This is a genomic window from Stenotrophomonas sp. UBA7606 (assembly GCF_002477705.1).
Lineage (GTDB): Bacteria > Pseudomonadota > Gammaproteobacteria > Xanthomonadales > Xanthomonadaceae > Stenotrophomonas.
Window position 1 is genome coordinate 20,586 of the sequence record NZ_DLJW01000076.1, and the last position, 17,588, is coordinate 38,173.

The 17,588-nt window shown below is 64.4% G+C and carries 17 protein-coding genes; 10 read left to right on the forward strand and 7 right to left on the reverse strand.

The features are described from left to right. Positions 1-246 precede the first annotated feature (246 nt). The 5 genes from B2527_RS10030 to B2527_RS10050 form a co-directional block, all read right to left on the reverse strand. Positions 247-921 carry a DNA-3-methyladenine glycosylase family protein gene (locus B2527_RS10030; RefSeq protein ID WP_293711423.1) on the reverse strand — a complete coding sequence of 225 codons (675 nt, stop codon included), beginning with the start codon at positions 919-921 and terminating at the stop codon, positions 247-249. Between the two features lies 1 nt (position 922). Further along, entirely contained in the window at positions 923-1,294 is a 372-nt protein-coding gene (locus B2527_RS10035) for a DUF423 domain-containing protein (RefSeq protein ID WP_293711427.1), read from the reverse strand. A gap of 102 nt (positions 1,295-1,396) precedes the next feature. Next, positions 1,397-2,542, reverse strand: a complete 1,146-nt coding sequence (locus tag B2527_RS10040; protein ID WP_293711430.1) for an SRPBCC family protein — start codon at positions 2,540-2,542, stop codon at positions 1,397-1,399. Between the two features lie 327 nt (positions 2,543-2,869). Continuing rightward, positions 2,870-3,511, reverse strand: coding sequence for a response regulator (locus tag B2527_RS10045; protein ID WP_293711433.1), 642 nt, complete (start codon positions 3,509-3,511; stop codon positions 2,870-2,872). Further along, on the reverse strand, positions 3,511-4,707 hold the full coding sequence (locus B2527_RS10050; protein ID WP_293711436.1) for a sensor histidine kinase: 1,197 nt from the start codon (positions 4,705-4,707) through the stop codon (positions 3,511-3,513). Before B2527_RS10050 ends, B2527_RS10045 begins: the two co-directional genes overlap by 1 nt. Before the next feature lie 149 nt (positions 4,708-4,856). Here B2527_RS10050 and B2527_RS10055 point away from each other — a divergent pair, with 149 nt between their 5' ends. The 5 genes from B2527_RS10055 to B2527_RS10075 are packed head-to-tail and all read left to right on the forward strand — an operon-like array spanning position 4,857 to position 7,849. Then, entirely contained in the window at positions 4,857-5,447 is a 591-nt protein-coding gene (locus B2527_RS10055; RefSeq protein WP_293711439.1) for a GNAT family N-acetyltransferase, read from the forward strand. A gap of 1 nt (position 5,448) precedes the next feature. Further along, complete coding sequence (gene minC, locus B2527_RS10060; protein ID WP_293711442.1) at positions 5,449-6,219, forward strand: septum site-determining protein MinC; 771 nt, start codon at positions 5,449-5,451, stop codon at positions 6,217-6,219. A gap of 35 nt (positions 6,220-6,254) precedes the next feature. Continuing rightward, a complete protein-coding gene (minD, locus tag B2527_RS10065) occupies positions 6,255-7,064 on the forward strand; it encodes a septum site-determining protein MinD (RefSeq protein ID WP_293711444.1) in 810 nt (269 codons plus the stop codon). Positions 7,065-7,066: 2 nt separating this feature from the next. Next, on the forward strand, positions 7,067-7,318 hold the full coding sequence (gene minE, locus B2527_RS10070) for a cell division topological specificity factor MinE (RefSeq protein ID WP_293711446.1): 252 nt from the start codon (positions 7,067-7,069) through the stop codon (positions 7,316-7,318). 39 nt (positions 7,319-7,357) lie between these two features. Further along, positions 7,358-7,849, forward strand: coding sequence for a hypothetical protein (locus B2527_RS10075; protein WP_414717060.1), 492 nt, complete (start codon positions 7,358-7,360; stop codon positions 7,847-7,849). A gap of 90 nt (positions 7,850-7,939) precedes the next feature. Here the strand turns inward: B2527_RS10075 and B2527_RS10080 are convergent, their stop codons facing one another. Continuing rightward, on the reverse strand, positions 7,940-9,226 hold the full coding sequence (locus B2527_RS10080) for a sensor histidine kinase (RefSeq protein ID WP_293711450.1): 1,287 nt from the start codon (positions 9,224-9,226) through the stop codon (positions 7,940-7,942). Continuing rightward, entirely contained in the window at positions 9,223-9,912 is a 690-nt protein-coding gene (locus B2527_RS10085) for a response regulator transcription factor (protein ID WP_293711454.1), read from the reverse strand. Before B2527_RS10085 ends, B2527_RS10080 begins: the two co-directional genes overlap by 4 nt. A gap of 154 nt (positions 9,913-10,066) precedes the next feature. On the opposite strand from B2527_RS10085, the gene B2527_RS10090 reads away from it, so the two are divergent. The 5 genes from B2527_RS10090 to B2527_RS10110 all read left to right on the forward strand — a co-directional run bounded on the left by B2527_RS10090 (position 10,067) and on the right by B2527_RS10110 (position 17,290). After that, the gene (locus B2527_RS10090) at positions 10,067-11,794 is read left to right on the forward strand and encodes an ArnT family glycosyltransferase (RefSeq protein ID WP_293711456.1); all 1,728 of its coding nucleotides are present in this window, start codon (positions 10,067-10,069) and stop codon (positions 11,792-11,794) included. Positions 11,795-11,967: 173 nt separating this feature from the next. Beyond that, the gene (locus tag B2527_RS10095) at positions 11,968-12,741 is read left to right on the forward strand and encodes a phosphatase PAP2 family protein (RefSeq protein ID WP_293711459.1); all 774 of its coding nucleotides are present in this window, start codon (positions 11,968-11,970) and stop codon (positions 12,739-12,741) included. Then, a complete protein-coding gene (locus tag B2527_RS10100) occupies positions 12,738-14,390 on the forward strand; it encodes a phosphoethanolamine transferase (RefSeq protein WP_293711462.1) in 1,653 nt (550 codons plus the stop codon). Before B2527_RS10095 ends, B2527_RS10100 begins: the two co-directional genes overlap by 4 nt. 202 nt (positions 14,391-14,592) lie before the next feature. Next, positions 14,593-16,596, forward strand: a complete 2,004-nt coding sequence (locus B2527_RS10105; RefSeq protein ID WP_293711465.1) for a M2 family metallopeptidase — start codon at positions 14,593-14,595, stop codon at positions 16,594-16,596. A 322-nt stretch (positions 16,597-16,918) separates the two neighbouring features. Then, on the forward strand, positions 16,919-17,290 hold the full coding sequence (locus B2527_RS10110; protein WP_293711468.1) for a hypothetical protein: 372 nt from the start codon (positions 16,919-16,921) through the stop codon (positions 17,288-17,290). Positions 17,291-17,588: the final 298 nt, after the last annotated feature.

Below are 17,588 nucleotides of genomic sequence, written 5' to 3' on the forward strand. Positions count from 1 at the left end.
CCCTCCCCTTGGCCTGCGGCCAAAAGGAGGAGGTGTAGTGCCGAGCCATGCTCGGCAGGGGCCTTGCCCGCAAAGCCCAAAGCACCCCTCCCCAACCCTCCCCTTGGCCTGCGGCCAAAGGGAGGGGGTGTAGTGCCGAGCCATGCTCGGCAGGGGCCCCTTACCCGCGACGCCCAAAGCACCCCTCCCCAACCCTCCCCTTGGCCTGCGGCCAAAGGGAGGGGGTGTAGTGCCCCGCAGGCAGCCTCAGTCCTGCGACCGATTGGTCTTCTGCGCCGGACCTGCTGTGAAGTCGGCGATCCGCCACAGGTACAGGCCGGCATAGGTGCGGTACGGCCCCCAGCGCTCGCCACGCTCCAGCAACGCCTTCGGGGTCGGCATCGCCTGAGCATCGTCCACCCGTTGCGCGCCCTTGCGTATGCCCAGGTCATCGACCGGCAGGATGTCCGGGCGGCCGAGCCGGAACATCAGCATCATCTCCACCGTCCAGCGGCCGATACCGCGCACCGGCACCCACGCCTGGATGATGGCCTCATGATCCATCACCGACATCCTGCGCAGGTCTGGCAACTCACCCACAGCCTCGCGCCGGACAAGATCACGCAGCGCCAACGCCTTGTTGCCGGAAACCCCGCAGGCGCGCAGTGCGGCATCGTCAATCCGGCCCAGGGTGTCGGCATGCAGGCGACGACTGCCGATGGCCGCTTCCACCCGCCCAACGATCGTCGATGCCGCCTTGCCACTGAGCTGCTGGAACAGGATGGCGCGCGCCAGGGCATCAACCGGATCAAAGCGCCGGTTCCACCCCTCTGGCGCAGGCAACGGCCCTATCCGTCGCATCCACCGCGCCAAGCGTTTGTCCACCCGTTGCAGGTGGGCATGGGCCTGATCGACGTCGAAGCCACGCCGATGCCGGGCCATCTCAGCGCCTCAGCGCACTCAAGGCCAGCAACACCCAACCGCCCATCAGGGTCATGCCACCCGCGGGGGCCAGGATCGTTGGCCAATGTGCCAGTACGTTGCCGGCCAGGCTGCCGGAGAACAGCAAGGTGCCAATCAGCAATACATACAAGGCACCACGCCCGAGCACATTCAGATTGGACGCGCCCAGCCCCACCAGCACCACGCCATGTCCAAACGCATACAAGGCGGCGGTATTGAGGTGTGATTGCGCCAACGGCTCACTCACCCCATGCGACGCATAGGCCGAAGCCCCGATCGCCGCAGCAGCCAACAGCCCTCCCAGGAAGGCCAGCAAGGACGGCTTACGCGCACGTCGCTCTACACCCAGCATCCTCATCCTCCTCACTCCATGCATGAGCACGGAGTACAAAAAAAAACGCGCCGCTGGAAGCGGCGCGTTTTCGGGATCACGTCATCTTCGACAAGCCGAAGATTACTTGACTGCCCAGTAGATGTCGTAGGAACCATCGGTGGTGAAGGCCTTGGCCACGCCACCCTTCCACGACTCGTACGGACGGTCCACAACTTCGTTGCCCATGGTGGTTGCCCATGCACGCAGGCCGTTGCGGGCCAGGTCCAGGCCAGCCATGTGGCCGGTGTAGGACGCCGAGGCAGCGCGGTGCGGGGCCACGTGCGAGTAGGTCACCGGGTTGCCGGCCGGAATCTTCACGCTCAGCTCGCCAGCGTCAGCAGCAGCCACCGGGGCCGGTGCAGCAGCCTTGTCAGCCTCGCCGTCCTTCTTGTCGCCAGCAGCGGCCGGGGCAGCACTGCCCTTGCGGACCGGCAGGGCCACGTCGAAGGCGTACTTTTCAGCGCCGAAGTCGGTGGTGACGATGCGCACCGGGCCAGCAGCCACCAGGCCGTTGGCATCCATCGCACGTTTGATCCACTCCATGTTGTCGTCGATCGACTTCTGGATGGCGTCGTTGTTACGGTCGATGTTACCGGCGTTGACCACCAGCAGGTTCTCGGCCGGCAGCTCGACGATCTTCAGGTCGGTCAGTGGGGCTTCGGCAGCGGCGTAGTCAACATTCGGCACCGAGGCCAGCATGTTGGCCATGCGCGACAGACCCAGCTTCAGGTCGTCGCCAACGTGACGGCTCACGTACAGACCAGCGTAACGGCCGAACAGGTCGAAGCCGTAGTTGACGCTGTAGTCCTGGGTGATCTTGACGTTGCGGTCGTTCTTGCCGGTCGGCTCAAGGGTGAAGGTGGTGACCTTGTCCTTGCCGCGGGTTTCGTCATTGATGGCAATCACGACGCGCTTGTTCTTCTCGCTGTCGGTGATTTCCCAGCTGCCCTGGCCCAGGGTGCTGTCCTTGGACGAGAAGTCCATGCGGGCGCCCTTGCCGGCGTCCGGACCGCTGAACTTCAGTTCCACGGCCTTGTCACGCAGGGCCAGCGGATTCCAATCCTTGAAGCGGCGCAGGCTGTTGACCGTGTCATACACGATCGTCATCTTGCGGTTGGTTTCAATGCTTTCGGTAATGTGGCGCTCGCCCGGGAGGCACACGCCAATGAGGACGAACAGGCCAGCCACGATCCCCAAGGCGATCAGGAACTCGATAATACGGGTCATTCAGGAGTCTCCGGGGCCGATCCCACGGCCGGGTTGATTGAAGCGAAGCCCCCATCCTATCAGGCTTTTCGCAGGTTGTTGAAGACAAATGGCGCACCGGTTTCCATTGCCGGCATGCGCAGTTCCATCGACGGCGCGAAGGTTAGCGCATCAAGCACCAACCCTACGCATTTTCATCCGATAGTACAGACCACGATGCGTGATCTCGTGGGTATTTTCCCCCCAGCAGGGGGGCCTCTGCCAGTCTTGCGTACGAACATCCGCACATTCAGGGCAACTGCCTGTTCAGGCGGGAATTTTCCCCACCTTCGCCGCGCCGCCCCGGGCTCAGACAAGCTGCAGCTCGAACGCCTTGAGCACGGCGCGGGTACGGTCACGCACGCCAAGCTTGGACAGGATGTTGGAGACGTGGTTCTTGATGGTGCCCTCGGCCACCCCCAGCGAGTTGGCGATTTCCTTGTTGGAGAAGCCGCTGGCCATCAAGCGCAGGATCTCGGTCTCGCGATCGGTCAGCGGATCGGGCCGGTCCAGGCTGACGAATTCGTTGCGCATGTGCTCCAGCCCGGACAGCAGGCGCTGGGTCACGGCTGGCTGCACCAGCGACCCACCGCCGGCAACAGTGCGGATGGCACCGACCAGTTGCTCCAGGGTCACATCCTTCAGCAAATAGCCCTTGGCCCCGGCCTTGAGCCCGGCCAGCACCAACTGGTCATCATCAAAGGTGGTCAGGATGATGGAAGGCGGCAGCTTGCCCAGGCGGGACAGGGTCTGCAGCGCCTCCAGCCCGGACATCACCGGCATGCGCATGTCCATCAGCACCACGTCCGGCGCAACGGCAGGGATCATTTCCACCGCCTGCTGGCCATCGGTGGCTTCGGCCACCACTTCAATGCCATCGTCCAGCGCCAGCAGCGAACGGATGCCCTGCCGTACCAGGGTTTGGTCGTCGACCAGACAGACACGGATCATCAATTCACTCCTTGCGGCCCCGAGGCCAACATCATATTGGTTACCACCGGCAGGCTGGCGCGAAGGCGGAAACCCTCGCCCCGACGCGCCGACACATCCAGCCGGCCACCCAGCTGCAACAGTCTCTCACGCATGCCGCGCAAACCATTTCCCGGCATGATCGCATCAACATCACCACCAATGCCGTCATCATGGGCATCAATCACGATCTCCCCGTCGTCCTTGACGACCTTGATCCACAGGTTGCGGGCGCCGGCATGGCGCACCGCATTGGTGATGATTTCCTGCGTACAGCGCAGCATGACATGCGCCCGCTCGGGATCTTCGACGTTCAGCGGGACGGCGATATCCAGGTGGATCTGCAATGAGGGCACCCGCTCGGCCAGCGGCCGCAGCGCCGCCGCCAGGTCGATGGCGCCGCTTTCGCGCAGCTGGCTCACTGCCTCGCGCACGTCGGTCAACAGCAGCTTGGCCAAGGTGTGGGCCTGCCGTACATGCTCCTGCGCCTGACCCTCGGTGATGTGCCCCGCCACCTCCAGGTTCAGGCTCAGCGCAGTCAGGTGGTGGCCCAGCAGGTCGTGCAACTCACGGGAAATGCGGGTGCGCTCGTTGATCCGAGCGCTCTCGGCCAGCAGCAGTCGTGTGGCACGCAACTCGGCGTTGAGCCGGCGCTGTTCCTCGCGCGCCTGGGTCTGCTGCCGCGCCACCAGGCTGGTGACAAAAATGAACAAAGAGAAACCACCGTACAGCAGCGACTGCATCAAGGCCTCGAACAACGAGAAGCCCAGCATCGAGTACACCGGCAGCACGGTGAGCTGGCTGATCAGCAGCCAGGCCACGCCCAGCCGCACCGGCAACAGCCAGGGAATGACCCCGGCCGCCACCATCATCAGGATGCTGCCCAGCCCCGAGCCATTGAGGAAGCTCACCGCCAGCGCACAGATGGTGAGCACCAGCAACAGCAGGCGGTCATACCAGTGCGCATGGCCACCACTGTTGAGGCCACGGGTCAACCAGAAGTAGCAGGCACCAAAGGCGAAATAGGCCAGGCCCAGCCACAGGCCCTCGCCCGGGCGCACCAGGGCCACCTCGTCCTGCAACGCGTACTGGGTGTAAACCAGCGGCAAGGCGACGATGGCCCAGGTAAAAAGACCGGCCAGGCGGAGAACTCGGGTATGGCTGAGGTATCCCAACATGCGTGCATGGTACGGAGCACAGGGCCTGCGCGCCCTCCCACGGAAGTCATGCCTGGCCCCAACCTCCTGACGCTCGCCCGCCCCGCCCCGGCCATGCGATAATCCGACGACAGCCCACCAGGGCCGACCGCTTCACCCCCGGAGTCACAATGTCGATTGTCATCCGCGACGTGCGCGAGCACGAGCTCGATTCGGTTCTGGCACTGAACAACAACGCCGGTCTCGCGATCCTGCCGCTGGATGCCGCCAAGGTGCGGCGCTTTTACGAAACAGCCGAGTATTTCCGCGTCGCCGAGCGCGACGGCAACATGGCCGGCTTCCTCGTCGGCTATGGCAGCCACAGTGCGCACGACAGCTGCAATTTTGCCTGGTTCCAGCAGCGTTACCCCAGCTTCTTCTACATTGACCGCATCGTGGTGGCCAGCCGCCGCCGCGGTGGCGGCGTAGGCCGTGCCTTCTACGCGGACGCGCAGAGCTATGCCGAGTTGCGCTACCCGCAGATGGCATGCGAGGTTTTCCTGGACCACGGCGCGGATGCCGCGCTGTTGTTCCATGGCAGCTTCGGCTTCCGCGAGGTCGGCCAGAACACCATGCCGGCCGTCGACGTGCGTGCCAGCATGCTGCTCAAGGACCTGTGCAGCTATGAATGGGTCAAGGAAACCTATGGCGACAACCTGCCCGACGTCCCTTGGGTAGGCAACACACGCCGGCCGCTGCAGCAGCGGCCGACGGGAACCTGAGATGGCAGTGAATTTGGATTACGAACAAGCTGGTGAACTGAAAATCGGGCAGGTCGGCATTGCCAACCTGCGTATCCGCACCCTCGACGTGGCGCGCCTGTCCCAGGAAATGCGCGAACGCGTGGCCCGTGCGCCCAAGCTGTTTGGCCGCGCCGCGGTGATTCTGGATTTTGGTGGACTGAGCCAGGTGCCGGACCGGGCCACCGCCCAGGAACTGGTCAACGGCCTGCGTGATGCCGGCGTCCTGCCCGTAGCCCTGGCCTATGGCAGCAGCGAGACCGAAGCCCTTTCCGAGCAGCTTGGCCTGCCCCTGCTGGCCAAGTTCCGCGCCCAGTACGAACGCGCCGAGGCCGAGCCCGCCCCACCCCCGCCACCGCCGGCAAGGAAGCGTGCCGCCGAACCGGCACCGCCACCGGCAGCTGCGCCGGCCGGGGCAGTGCCGCAGCCCGGTCGCATGCAATTGACAACGGTCCGCTCCGGCCAGCAGTTGTACGCGGAGAACTGCGACCTGACCGTACTCTCAACGGTGGGTGCCGGTGCCGAGGTCATTGCCGATGGCAGCATCCACATCTACGGTACGCTGCGGGGCCGGGCTTTGGCTGGCGCGCAAGGCAACGAGGGCGCGCGCATCTTCTGCCGCGACTTCCATGCTGAACTGGTTGCCATTGCAGGACGGTATAAGGTACTGGACGATATTCCCGACAATCTGCGCGGCAAAGCCGTACAGATCTGGCTGGAACAGGACCAAATCATGATCGCTGCGCTTGATTGACGCAGCGGCCCAACAAGAACTCCAGGAGTAATCCTTTGGCTGAAATTCTCGTAGTCACCTCCGGCAAGGGCGGCGTCGGCAAGACCACCTCAAGCGCCAGCATCGCCTGTGGGCTCGCCCGCCGCGGCAAGAAGGTTGCCGTCATCGACTTCGACGTCGGCCTGCGCAACCTCGACCTGATCATGGGCTGCGAGCGCCGGGTGGTGTATGACTTCGTCAACGTCGTCCATGGCGAAGCCACCCTGAAGCAGGCCCTGATCAAGGACAAGCGCTTTGAGAACCTGTACGTGCTGGCCGCCTCGCAGACCCGCGACAAGGACGCACTGAACAAGGAAGGCGTGGAAAAAGTCCTCAAGGACCTGGCTGCCGACGGCTTCGACTTCATCATCTGCGACTCCCCGGCCGGCATCGAGAAGGGCGCCTTCCTGGCGATGTACTTCGCCGACCGCGCGGTGGTGGTGGTCAACCCGGAAGTGTCCTCGGTGCGCGACTCGGACCGCATCATCGGCCTGCTCGACTCCAAGACCGCCAATGCCGAGGCCGGCAAGCCGGTCCCGGCCTTCCTGCTGCTCACCCGCTACAGCCCGGCACGAGTGGAAACCGGCGAGATGCTGAGCATCACCGACGTGGAGGAAGTGCTGGGGCTGAAGGCCATCGGCGTGATCCCCGAATCCGGTGACGTGCTCAATGCCTCCAACAAGGGCGAGCCGGTGATCCTGGATACCGAATCCCCGGCCGGCCAGGCCTACGAGGACGCGGTTGGCCGCATCCTTGGCGAGGAGCGCCCGATGCGCTTCACCACCGTGGAGAAGAAGGGCTTCTTCAGCAAGCTGTTTGGAGGATAAGCATGGGACTGCTCGACTTCCTGAAGCAGAAGAAGACTACCGCCGAAACCGCGAAGAACCGCCTGCAGATCATCATCGCGCAGGAACGCAGCACCCGTGGCGGCCCGGACTACCTGCCGCTGCTGCAACGCGAGCTGCTGGAAGTGATCAAGAAGTACGTCAACATCGACGCCGACGCGGTCAAGGTGGACCTGGTCAAGGATGGCGCCAACGACGTGCTCGACATTTCCGTGGCCCTGCCCGACGACAAGTAAGCCACAGCCGGCGGCCACGGCCGCCGGACGCTTTTGCCCGTGAACGAAGCCACTGCCAGCCCCGCCACCGCGCCCGTCCTGTGCGTGGGTGATATCCAATGGAATGACGCCCAGTCCCTGCTGGCGCGCCATGGCCTGCGCCTGAACCATGTCGCTGCCGGCGAGAAGATCCCCGGCAGCTACTGGGGTGAGCCGGAGGCCGGCATCATCGCCTGCGATGTCTACGTACGCGACGACACGCCGGTGCATTCGATGCTGCATGAATCCTGCCACCTGATCGTGCTGCCGCCCGAGCGCCGTGCCCAGGTGCATACCGACGCCACCGACTCGGTGCCCGAGGAAGACGCCACCTGCTACCTGCAGATCGTGCTGGCCGGGCAATTGCCCGGCGTGGGCAGCGCGCGCCTGATGGCTGACATGGACAGCTGGGGCTACACCTATCGCCTGGGTTCAACCCAGGCCTGGTTCGAGCAGGATGCCGACGACGCCCGCCGCTGGCTGATCGAACGCGAACTACTGCCGGCCGCCTAACCCGTAGTGCCGAGCCATGCTCGGCACAGGCACCACCGCGACGCCTCTTGCCGAGCATGGCTCGGCACTACGGGGCCTCGCCTTGCCGGTTCATGCCCTTCCGGGCTGCGAACTGCTCATGTCCAGGGTCACGCGGGTGCCCTGCTCGGGCCGTGAATCAATCCGCAGTTGCCAGCCCAGGTGCTCGCACAGGCGCCCGATCAGATCCAGGCCGATACCCGCGCCCGGACTGCGCTCGCCCCTGCTCATACGCGCATAGACCTGTGCCACTTCCTCCGGGCTCATGCCATGGCCCGGGTCTTCGATACTGAGCACAGCGTCTGCTGAAACCCCAACACGCACCACACCGCGATCACTGTTCTCGATGGCATTGCGCAGCAGGTTGCCAATGGCGGCCTGCACCACCGCCAGCGGTGCCAGCACCCGGCAGGGCGTCAACTCCACCAGCGCCAGCTCCAGCTCCTTGCCTTTGGCCAGATAGCGGTGGTCCTCGGCAATCTCCGGCAACAGCTGGTCCAACGCCACCAGCTCACTCATCGCCGCCAATTTGGTCGGGTCACGCGCCAGCACCAGCAGCAGCTGGATCAACTGCTCCATGCCGATGGATGTCGTGCGCACACGCTGCAGTTGCTGGCGCGCGCGCTCCGGCACACCTGGTTGCTCCAGCGCCAACTCGGCAGCACCGGTGATCACCGCAATGGGGGTGCGCAGCTCGTGGCTTGCGGTACTGATGAAAGCGCGCTCGCGCTCGACGAAGTGTTCGTTGCGCTGCAGGTAGTCATTCACTGCGCCGGCAATCACTTCCAGTTCGGTGCTGCCGCGCTTGTCCACGACGATCTGCTGCCCCTTGCGCTCAGGCCGCAGGTTGGCGATGTCCTGTGCCAGCACCGCCAAGGGCCGCACCAGCCGGGTCATGCCCACCCATGCCATCAGCAGGGTCACCAGCAGCAAGGCAATGCCGGCCAACAACGCCCACCGCGTTACAAAATGCTCCAGCTCACCGAAATCGGTGATGTCCAAGGCCAGCACCACCCGGCCAAAGTCGCTGGTGTCGCGCACCATCACTGCGGCGTGCTTGCCGTCCAGCAACTCACCATCGTGCAGGCCCGGGTGCAGCTGCATCAGGCTCTGTGGAACACCGTCGGGCTGGTGGCTGGCATAGAAATGCAGGGTGTCCGAGTTCTGCCAGTGGTAGTCCGGATCCCCCCGCATCTGGCCGATGATGCTGTCCAGCTCGGTGTTCAACAGCGAACGCCACACCGCGTGTTCGGCGTGTTCATGCACATAGTTGGCCGCACTGAAGACAGCGAGGGTGATCAGGCCCACATAGACAGCCAACCAGCCCAGCAACTTGCGTCGTAGCGTGCGGCGGCTCACGGCGCACCTGCAGCCGGCGCGGACAGGCGGTAGCCCACCCGCGGCAACGTATGCAGCAGCTTCTGCTCGAACGGCCCATCCACCGCGCGACGCAGTTCGTAGATATGCGAGCGCAGCATGTCACCATCCGGCGGCTCGTCGCCCCACAGGGCGTACTCCAACTGGTCGCGGGGCACTGCAGCCGGGCTGGCGCGCATCAGCACCTCCAGCAACTTGCGGCAGGCCGGATACAGGTGCAGTACCTGCCCCGCGCGGCGGGCCTCCAGCGTAGCCATGTCCAGCTGCAGATCGTGCACCTCCAGCACCTTGCGCGGATTGCGGCCACGGGTGCGGGCCAGCACCGCGTCCAGCCGCACTTCCAGTTCCGGCAGCGCGAAAGGCTTGGTCAGGTAGTCGTCGGCGCCGGCACGGAAGCCGATGATCTTGTCGGGCAGCTCGTCGCGCGCGGTCAACATGATCACCGGCACCTCGGAACGAAAGTCCTCGCGCAGCTTGCGCAGTACCTCCGGCCCCTCCATGCGCGGCAGCATCCAGTCCAACAGGATGGCGTCATAGCTCTGGGTCCCGGCCAGGTGCAGGCCGGTGATGCCGTCCGGGGCCACATCCAGGGTGTGCCCGCGTGCCTCGAAGTAATCAAAGAGGTTGGCGACGAGATTACGATTGTCTTCAATGACCAGCAGCCGCATGGGGCGTAACCTTACTGCCCCGGGCTGAGGCATCACCCGCGTATCGTAGCGCCATGGTCGTCGGAATGTGGTCGAAGCGCCGGAACACCAGTTTCGACGCGTTTCCAACGTTGCATGCCCCATCATCCTGCCAGCCTTCGACACCGAGCCGCCTGTGCGCCCAACCTCGCCCCGCTCTTCCCACACCCTCTGGTTTGCCATCCTCATCGCACTGGTCATCGCCAGCTTGCTGGCCGGACTGGGCCTGCGTTCGCCAACCCCGCCCGATGAGCCGCGCTTCGTGCTGGCCGCCAGGCATATGGTGGAAACCGGGCAATGGCTGCTGCCACACCGTGGCAGCGAGCTGTATGCGGAAAAGCCGGCCACCTTCATGTGGATACAGGCGGCCACCTACAAAGTGATCGGCAACTGGAACCTGTCCTTCCTGCTGCCCTCGCTGCTGGCCGCACTGCTTACCCTGTGGCTCACCTGGGACATGAGCCGGCGCCTGTGGAACCGGCAGGTAGCCCGCTACGCAGTGGTGGCATTGTTCGTCTGCATCCAGTTCGGGCTGATGGCCAAGCGCGCGCAGATCGACATGGTGCTGGTAGGCATGACAACCCTTGCCCTGTGGGGGCTGGTCCGGCACCTGCTGCTGGGACCGAACTGGTGGGCGCTGGCGCTGGCCGCCTTCGCGGCCGGTGCTGGCACGGTGACCAAGGGCGTGGGCTTCCTGCCATTGCTGATGCTGCTGCCTTGGATGTTGTGGCGCTGGCGCCATCCGCAGGCAGCCGGCCCTGGCCGCAGCTGGCGTTGGTGGCTGCTGCTGCCGGCCTTCCTGGCCGGCACCGCGATCTGGCTGGGGCCATTGGCCATCGCCCTGCTGCAGAATCCCGATCCGCACCTGCAGGCCTACGCCAAGGAGCTGCTGTTCAAGCAGACCGGCACCCGCTATGCCAATGCCTGGCACCATCACCAGCCGTTCTGGTACTACCTGCAGGTGATGGCAACGCTGTGGCTGCCGGGCAGCCTGCTGGCCCCTTGGCTGGTCCCGGCCTGGTGGCGGCGTTGTCGCCGCGCCGACCCGCGGTACATCCTGCTGCTGGGCTGGGCGCTGCTGGTACTGCTGTTCTTCAGCGCCAGCCCTGGCAAGCGCGAGGTCTACATCCTGCCGATGCTGCCGGCGCTGGCCGTGGCCGCCGCACCGCTGTTGCCCGGCCTGCTGCGCCGTACCGGCGTGCGCTGGCTGTTGTTGATCTATGTGCTGCTGCTGGCCATCGCCACCCTGGTAGTCGGCTATGGCGCGGTACACGGCGATGGCTGGGCGCAGCGCAATGCGATCAAGCGCGCGATCGACCCTTGGGTATTGCCGCAGGTGGGCTGGTGGCTGATTGGCTTTGGGGCCGCCACCCTGGTGGTGGCGCTGGTGCTGCGTCTGCGCCGCGCCGGCTTGGCGGTGGTGCTGACCACGGTGATGCTGTGGGCGATGTACGGCCTGGGGGCGATGCCCGCATTGGACCCTTACAGCTCCGCCTCGCTGGTAATGGACAAAGTGCGCGCACGCATCGGCCCGGATGCCCAGCTGGGCATGGTTGCCTGGCGTGAACAGAACCTGCTGCAGACCCACCCGCAGGCCACCGATTTCGGTTTCAAGCGACCAGTTGCCGAGCAATGGGAGGACGCCGCGCACTGGGTGGCGCAGGACCCGCAGCGGCGTTGGCTGTTCGTGCTGGACAAGGCCATGTCTCCCTGCGCCGAGCCCAGCCAGGTGATCGATATCGGCAGCGCCAACCGCAACAACTGGCAACTGCTGCCGGGCACGGCATTGCATGCCGACTGCGTTGCCAGCACCCATGGTGTGGTCACCGGTGGCGACGAAGCCCTGGACAGCGACGGCGATTGATCCGGAGCAACCAAGCCGCTGTCCCCCAGGCACAGCGGCTGCAGGCACCGAGCGGCGACGGTTGTTGCCGCCTGCAGGCTGAAGCCCCGACATTACGTCGACATCACTCCGACCTGTCTCCGACATGCTCCGGCAGAGCATGACAGCACCCCGATTCACGGTGCCCATGTTCCATGCCGCAGCTCCCTATCCCCACTGCCGTATTGCCTTCCATCGAGGGCAGCCGCCTCGGCCTGGCCGGGCGTGCCCTGCTGATCCCGCTGGTGCTGCTGGCCGCAGCCAGCCTGGTGCTGATGGCGGGCAATGGCGACCAGTGGATCGCCGACCAGCTCTACCGCTGGCAGGGCAGCCAATGGGCTTTCAAGGATGCCTGGTGGACCAGCCACCTCATCCATAAGGGCGGCCGCAACCTCACCTGGTTTGCCGCATTGCTGGTGGTGCTTGCGCTGATCCGTAGCAACATGGACCTCCGCTGGCAGCCGTTGCGCCGCCCGCTGGCCTACCTGCTGATCTCGGTGGCCCTGTCCACCGGCATCATCGCGCTGCTGAAATCCTGGACACACATGGACTGCCCATGGGACCTGGAACGTTACGGCGGGCTGCGTCCCTTCATCGGCCTGTTCGAGCACCGGCCCGTGGCCTGGGGCCATGCCGCCTGCTTCCCGGCCGGCCACGCCGGCTCCGGATACGCCTGGGTGGCGTTGTTCTATTTCATGCTGCAGGTACGCCCGCAGTGGCGCTGGCCCGCGCTCGGTGCCGCGTTGCTGACCGGAATGGTGTTTGGGCTGGGCCAGCAACTGCGCGGGGCCCACTTTGCCTCACATGACCTGTGGGCGCTGGCCATCAGCTGGCTGGTAGCCACAACGCTGTACCTGTGGATGTTCCCGCTCACGGCTTCCGCCTTCCCATCCCATGCCGTATCTGGCAACGCCGGAGAGACCGCATGAGCGTCGCCGTCCCCCGCCCCGCCGCGTTGAACCTGTCCTGGTCGCGCCTGCGCAACTGGCGGCCAGAGATCAGCACCGAGGCCTTGATCCTCCTGGCCAGCGTGTTCTTCGCCCTGGTCTGCAATACCCTGTTCTGGCGCAGCGCCATCGCCACCAATCCCAGCAGCATGCTGTTCGCGGTGTCGTTGTTCGCACTGCTGGCAAGCGTACATGCCCTGTTGTTCGGGCTGCTGATCTGGCGCTGGAATGCCAAGGTGCTGCTGACCTTGCTGTTCATCACCACGGCTTTCGCCACGCACTACATGAACAGCTACAACGTCTACCTGGACGCTGACATGCTGCGCAACGTGCTGGCCACGGACCACAAGGAGTCGCGTGAACTGATGACGCCAGCGCTGCTGCTGCCACTGCTCGGCTACGGCCTGTTGCCCACCCTGCTGTTGTGGCGCGTGCGCCTGCGAAAGCGCAGTTGGGGCCGTACGCTGCTATGGCGCCTGGCTTTCCTGGTGGCGGTGGTGGTGGCCGGCAGTGCCGGCACCATGCTTTCCTTCCAGAATGTTTCGGCCTTGATGCGCAACCACCGCGAAGTGCGCTATCTGGCCACGCCGGTGAACTACCTGATCGCGCTGAAGCAGAACTTCTCCAGTTCCAGCCCGATGACCAAGCAGCCCAAGCTGCCGCTGGGAACGGACGCCAAAGCCATGCCCCGCGCTGCCAGCAGCAAGCCGCGCCTGCTGGTGCTGGTGGTGGGTGAAACCGTGCGCGCCCAGAACTGGGGCTTGAACGGCTATGCCCGCCAGACCACCCCAGAGCTGGCACAGACCGGCGTGATCAACTTCCCCGACATGCATGCCTGCGGCACCAGCACCGAGGTATCGCTGCCGTGCATGTTCTCGCCATTTGGTCGCCACGACTATGACGAGAAGAAGATCCGCGGCCACCAGTCATTGCTGCATGTGCTGGAGCACGCTGGCATCAGCACCTTGTGGCGGGACAACCAATCCGGCTGCAAGGGTGTCTGCGACGGGCTGACAATCGAGCGCCTGGACGATGCGACCAAGCCCGGTCTGTGCGCCGACGGCCGCTGCATGGATGAAATCCTGCTGGACAACCTGGCCACGCAGGTCCGTGCCAAACCGGGCGACCGGGTAGTGGTGCTGCACCAGCTTGGCAACCACGGCCCCAGCTATTTCCAGCGCTACCCAGCGCAGTTCCGCCAGTTCGCGCCCACCTGCGACACAGCGGACCTGGGCAAGTGCAGCCGCCAGGATATCGTCAACAGCTACGACAACTCCATCCGTTACACCGACCATTTCCTGAGCCGTACCATCGCCACGCTACGCGGCCTGGAGGACTACGACACCGCCATGATCTACCTGTCCGACCATGGCGAATCATTGGGTGAGAAGGGCCTGTACCTGCATGGTGTTCCGTATGCGATCGCACCGGAGGAGCAGACCCGAGTACCGATGGTGATGTGGTTCTCGCCCGGCTTTGCCAGCGACCGCGGTCTGGATACCAGCTGCCTGCGCCAGCGCGCTGCCCAGCACACCGACCAGGACAACCTGTTCCCCTCGGTGCTTAGGCTGATGCAGGTGCAGACGTCGGTGTATGACCGGTCCCGCGACCTGTTCGCCCCCTGCACATAAGGCCGTATGTAGTGCCGAGCCATGCTCGGCAGAGGCCTTCCCAACAATCCCACCGTAGTGCCGAGCCATGCTCGGCAGAGGCTCTACCGGTAACGCCCCTGCCGAGCATGGCTCGGCGCTACCTGAGTGCATCCCTTTGTCCACTTGCGGCCCAGCCGCCGCCCCACTAGCCTTCGCCGGTACTTACAAACCGGGGTTTGCTGTGAAGAATCGTCATTTGGTCCTGGCCGCCGCCGTTGGCGTGGCCGTGCTCTCGCTGGCTGCCTGTAAAAAGGACGCCGCCACCGACGCCGCCAAGCCGGCCACCACCCAGGCCGCACCGGCCGAAAGCGCCGACCAGTTCATCGCCCGGGTCAATGCCGAATACAAGGCCATGTACCCGGAAATGACCTCGGCCCAGTGGCTGTCGTCCACCTATATCAATGACGATTCGGCACGCGTGGCGGCCAAGGCCAACGAGCGCTGGCTGACCGTGCTCAATGGCTGGATCGAGCAGGCCAACAAGTACGACGGCCAGCCGATGAGCGCCGACACCAAGCGCGCCATCAGCCTGCTCAAGCTGATGACCTCGATGCCCGCCCCGCGCGACCCGCAGAAGCTGGCCGAGCTGGCCGGCATCGCCACCAAGCTGGAGGGCGATTACGGCGCCGGCACTTACTGCGTCGGCGAAGGCGACAACAAGAACTGCCGCCAGCTCGGCGATCTCGAGAAGGTGCTGGCCACCTCGCGCGACTACGACAAGCAGCTCGATGCCTGGCAGGGCTGGCAGTCCACCGCCGTGCCGTCACGCGCCAACTACCAGCGCTTCGTCGAACTGGTCAACGAAGGCGCCCGCGAACTGGGCTATACCGATGCCGGCCAGATGTGGCGCAGCGGCTACGACATGCCGGCCGACCAGGTGGGGCCGGAAACCGACCGCCTGTGGGAGCAGGTCAAGCCGCTGTACGAACAGGTGCATTGCTATACCCGCGCCAAGCTGGACAAGGAATACGGCAAGGACAAGGCCGAAGTCGGCGGCGGCATGATTGCCGCGCACCTGACCGGCAACATGTGGCAGCAGGACTGGAGCAACCTGTGGGACATGACCGCGCCGTACCCGAACGCGGGCAGCCTGGACATCACCGCCGCGCTGGAAAAGCAGTACCAGACCAACCTCAGTGCCGCCCTCGCCAAGGCCGGTGGTGCCGACCCGGCGAGCCGCTTCAAGGCACAGCGTGAGGCCGAGCTGGTCACCGCCCGGCAGATGACCGAGCGCGCGCAGGACTTCTACGTCTCGCTGGGCATGCCCAAGCTGCCGGAGAGCTACTGGCAGAACACCCAGTTCATCAAGCCGCTGGACCGCAACGTGGTCTGCCACGCCAGCGCCTGGGACATGAACATGGGCGGCGACGGCAAGGATGTGGGCCCGGACGTGCGCACCAAGATGTGCATCACCCCGAACGAAGAAAACTTCACCACCATCTACCACGAGCTGGGCCACATCTATTACGACCTGGCCTACAACCCGCTGCCACCGTTGTTCCAGGGCGGTGCCAACGACGGCTTCCACGAAGCCATCGGCGACACCATCGTGCTGGCAATGACGCCGAAGTACCTCAACTCGATCGGCCTGGTCGGCGCACAGCAGGAAAGCCGCGAAGCCACCATCAATGCGCAGATGCGCATGGCGATGTCAGGCGTGTCGTTCCTGCCGTTCGGTCTGATGATCGACCGCTGGCGCTGGGGCGTGTTCGACGGCTCGATCAAGCCGGACCAGTACAACCAGAAGTGGTGGGAACTGAAGGCGCAGTACCAGGGCGTGGCCCCGGCCAGCGCGCGCGGCGAAGAGTTCTTCGACGCCGGCGCCAAGTACCACGTGCCGGGCAACACCCCGTACCTGCGCTACTTCCTGGCGCGCATCCTGCAGTACCAGTTCTACAAGGGCCTGTGCGACGCGTCCGGCTACACCGGCCCGCTCAACGAGTGCAGCTTCTACGGCAACAAGGAAGCCGGGCAGAAGTTCTGGGCCATGCTGAGCAAGGGCTCCAGCCAGCCGTGGCAGGCCACGTTGAAGGAACTGACCGGCACCGAGAAGCTCGACGCCGGCCCGATGCTGGAATACTTCGCACCGCTGCAGGAATGGCTGAAGCAGCAGAACGAGGGCCAGATGTGTGGCTGGCAGGCAGCGGCTCCGGCTGCGCAGCCGGCACCTGCCAAGGCTGGGTAAGCCGCACCAGGCTTCAACGATCAACCGGAAAGGGCGCCAATGGCGCCCTTTCTGTTGCAAGCTCGAGTCTTCGGAGCTTGCTGGGAACGTACCCTAGCGCGGTGTTACACCGCGGATTGGCGGCTTCGATTTTTATGGCCGCTTGCTTGCCGCATAACGATGCACCGTGAGCCGCAAAGCCGTCTCGGCAAGTCCATCTATCCATCTGATTTTTAGAGGATTCAAGAAGAAGGACATCCTGTCATCAACACTGCATACTTGGCGCTACGCCGCCTTTAGGCGGTCTAACGCCTTTAGGCGGTCTAATGAGTGTTAGGCCCCCATGGACACTCTCGTAGTAAAGAAGGTTGAGCATTTCGGCGACTCTGCGGAAGTCACTCTGGCCAGTGGCAAAGGCGAGCTCGTTGCTTTTTGCTACCCCTGCGAACTTACGGAGGGGCAAGTTGTACCGAACATTCTTCATGGCATGGCTGAGGAGGCACGTGCCGCATACCTTTCCGATTGGCCCGAAGATGTAAAGGCTGCACGGGCCACTGAGCGGCTTGAGCGGACGGGGCCATTTGGCTATCGCGGGTGTGGAATGGTAATTGATCAGTCCGCCGGGCTAATTGAGGTCTTTGGTTTCGTCTTGGACCTCGGTGATTTGCCTTGCACCGGCCCCGTGGAGTTCGAACGCTCACGCATCGACATCTGATAGGGCCTAACAATTCCGTAAGGAAACCCCTGTCAAGTTCAAGCAACAGTGCTCCTGCCTCTCGCGCTTAGGCTCTAGCGATATTCGTTGTGTTGCTGTTGCTGCTGCTTACTTCATGTTGCGTGTCGCGTATGTCGGCATGAGCAGGTTCAACAATTGCCAGACTGCATTTCCGTAAACGGTCTTGTTGGGCGCTATGACTCACGCCCGGACCAGGGTAAAAACCGCACCCGGAGGCCTCTTTCATTCAGCGGCTTTGCCAATGCTGCGGGGATCAACCGTCGCACCTGATGGCGCC

Coding starts and splice junctions, on each gene's coding strand:
- B2527_RS10040 (WP_293711430.1), bottom strand. CDS start 2,542: ATGACCCGTATTATCGAGTTCCTGATCGCCTTGGGGATCGTGGCTGGC.
- B2527_RS10045 (WP_293711433.1), bottom strand. CDS start 3,511: ATGATCCGTGTCTGTCTGGTCGACGACCAAACCCTGGTACGGCAGGGC.
- B2527_RS10055 (WP_293711439.1), top strand. CDS start 4,857: ATGTCGATTGTCATCCGCGACGTGCGCGAGCACGAGCTCGATTCGGTT.
- B2527_RS10035 (WP_293711427.1), bottom strand. CDS start 1,294: ATGCTGGGTGTAGAGCGACGTGCGCGTAAGCCGTCCTTGCTGGCCTTC.
- B2527_RS10110 (WP_293711468.1), top strand. CDS start 16,919: ATGGACACTCTCGTAGTAAAGAAGGTTGAGCATTTCGGCGACTCTGCG.
- minE (WP_293711446.1), top strand. CDS start 7,067: ATGGGACTGCTCGACTTCCTGAAGCAGAAGAAGACTACCGCCGAAACC.
- B2527_RS10100 (WP_293711462.1), top strand. CDS start 12,738: ATGAGCGTCGCCGTCCCCCGCCCCGCCGCGTTGAACCTGTCCTGGTCG.
- minC (WP_293711442.1), top strand. CDS start 5,449: ATGGCAGTGAATTTGGATTACGAACAAGCTGGTGAACTGAAAATCGGG.
- B2527_RS10085 (WP_293711454.1), bottom strand. CDS start 9,912: ATGCGGCTGCTGGTCATTGAAGACAATCGTAATCTCGTCGCCAACCTC.
- B2527_RS10095 (WP_293711459.1), top strand. CDS start 11,968: ATGCCGCAGCTCCCTATCCCCACTGCCGTATTGCCTTCCATCGAGGGC.
- B2527_RS10030 (WP_293711423.1), bottom strand. CDS start 921: ATGGCCCGGCATCGGCGTGGCTTCGACGTCGATCAGGCCCATGCCCAC.
- B2527_RS10050 (WP_293711436.1), bottom strand. CDS start 4,707: ATGTTGGGATACCTCAGCCATACCCGAGTTCTCCGCCTGGCCGGTCTT.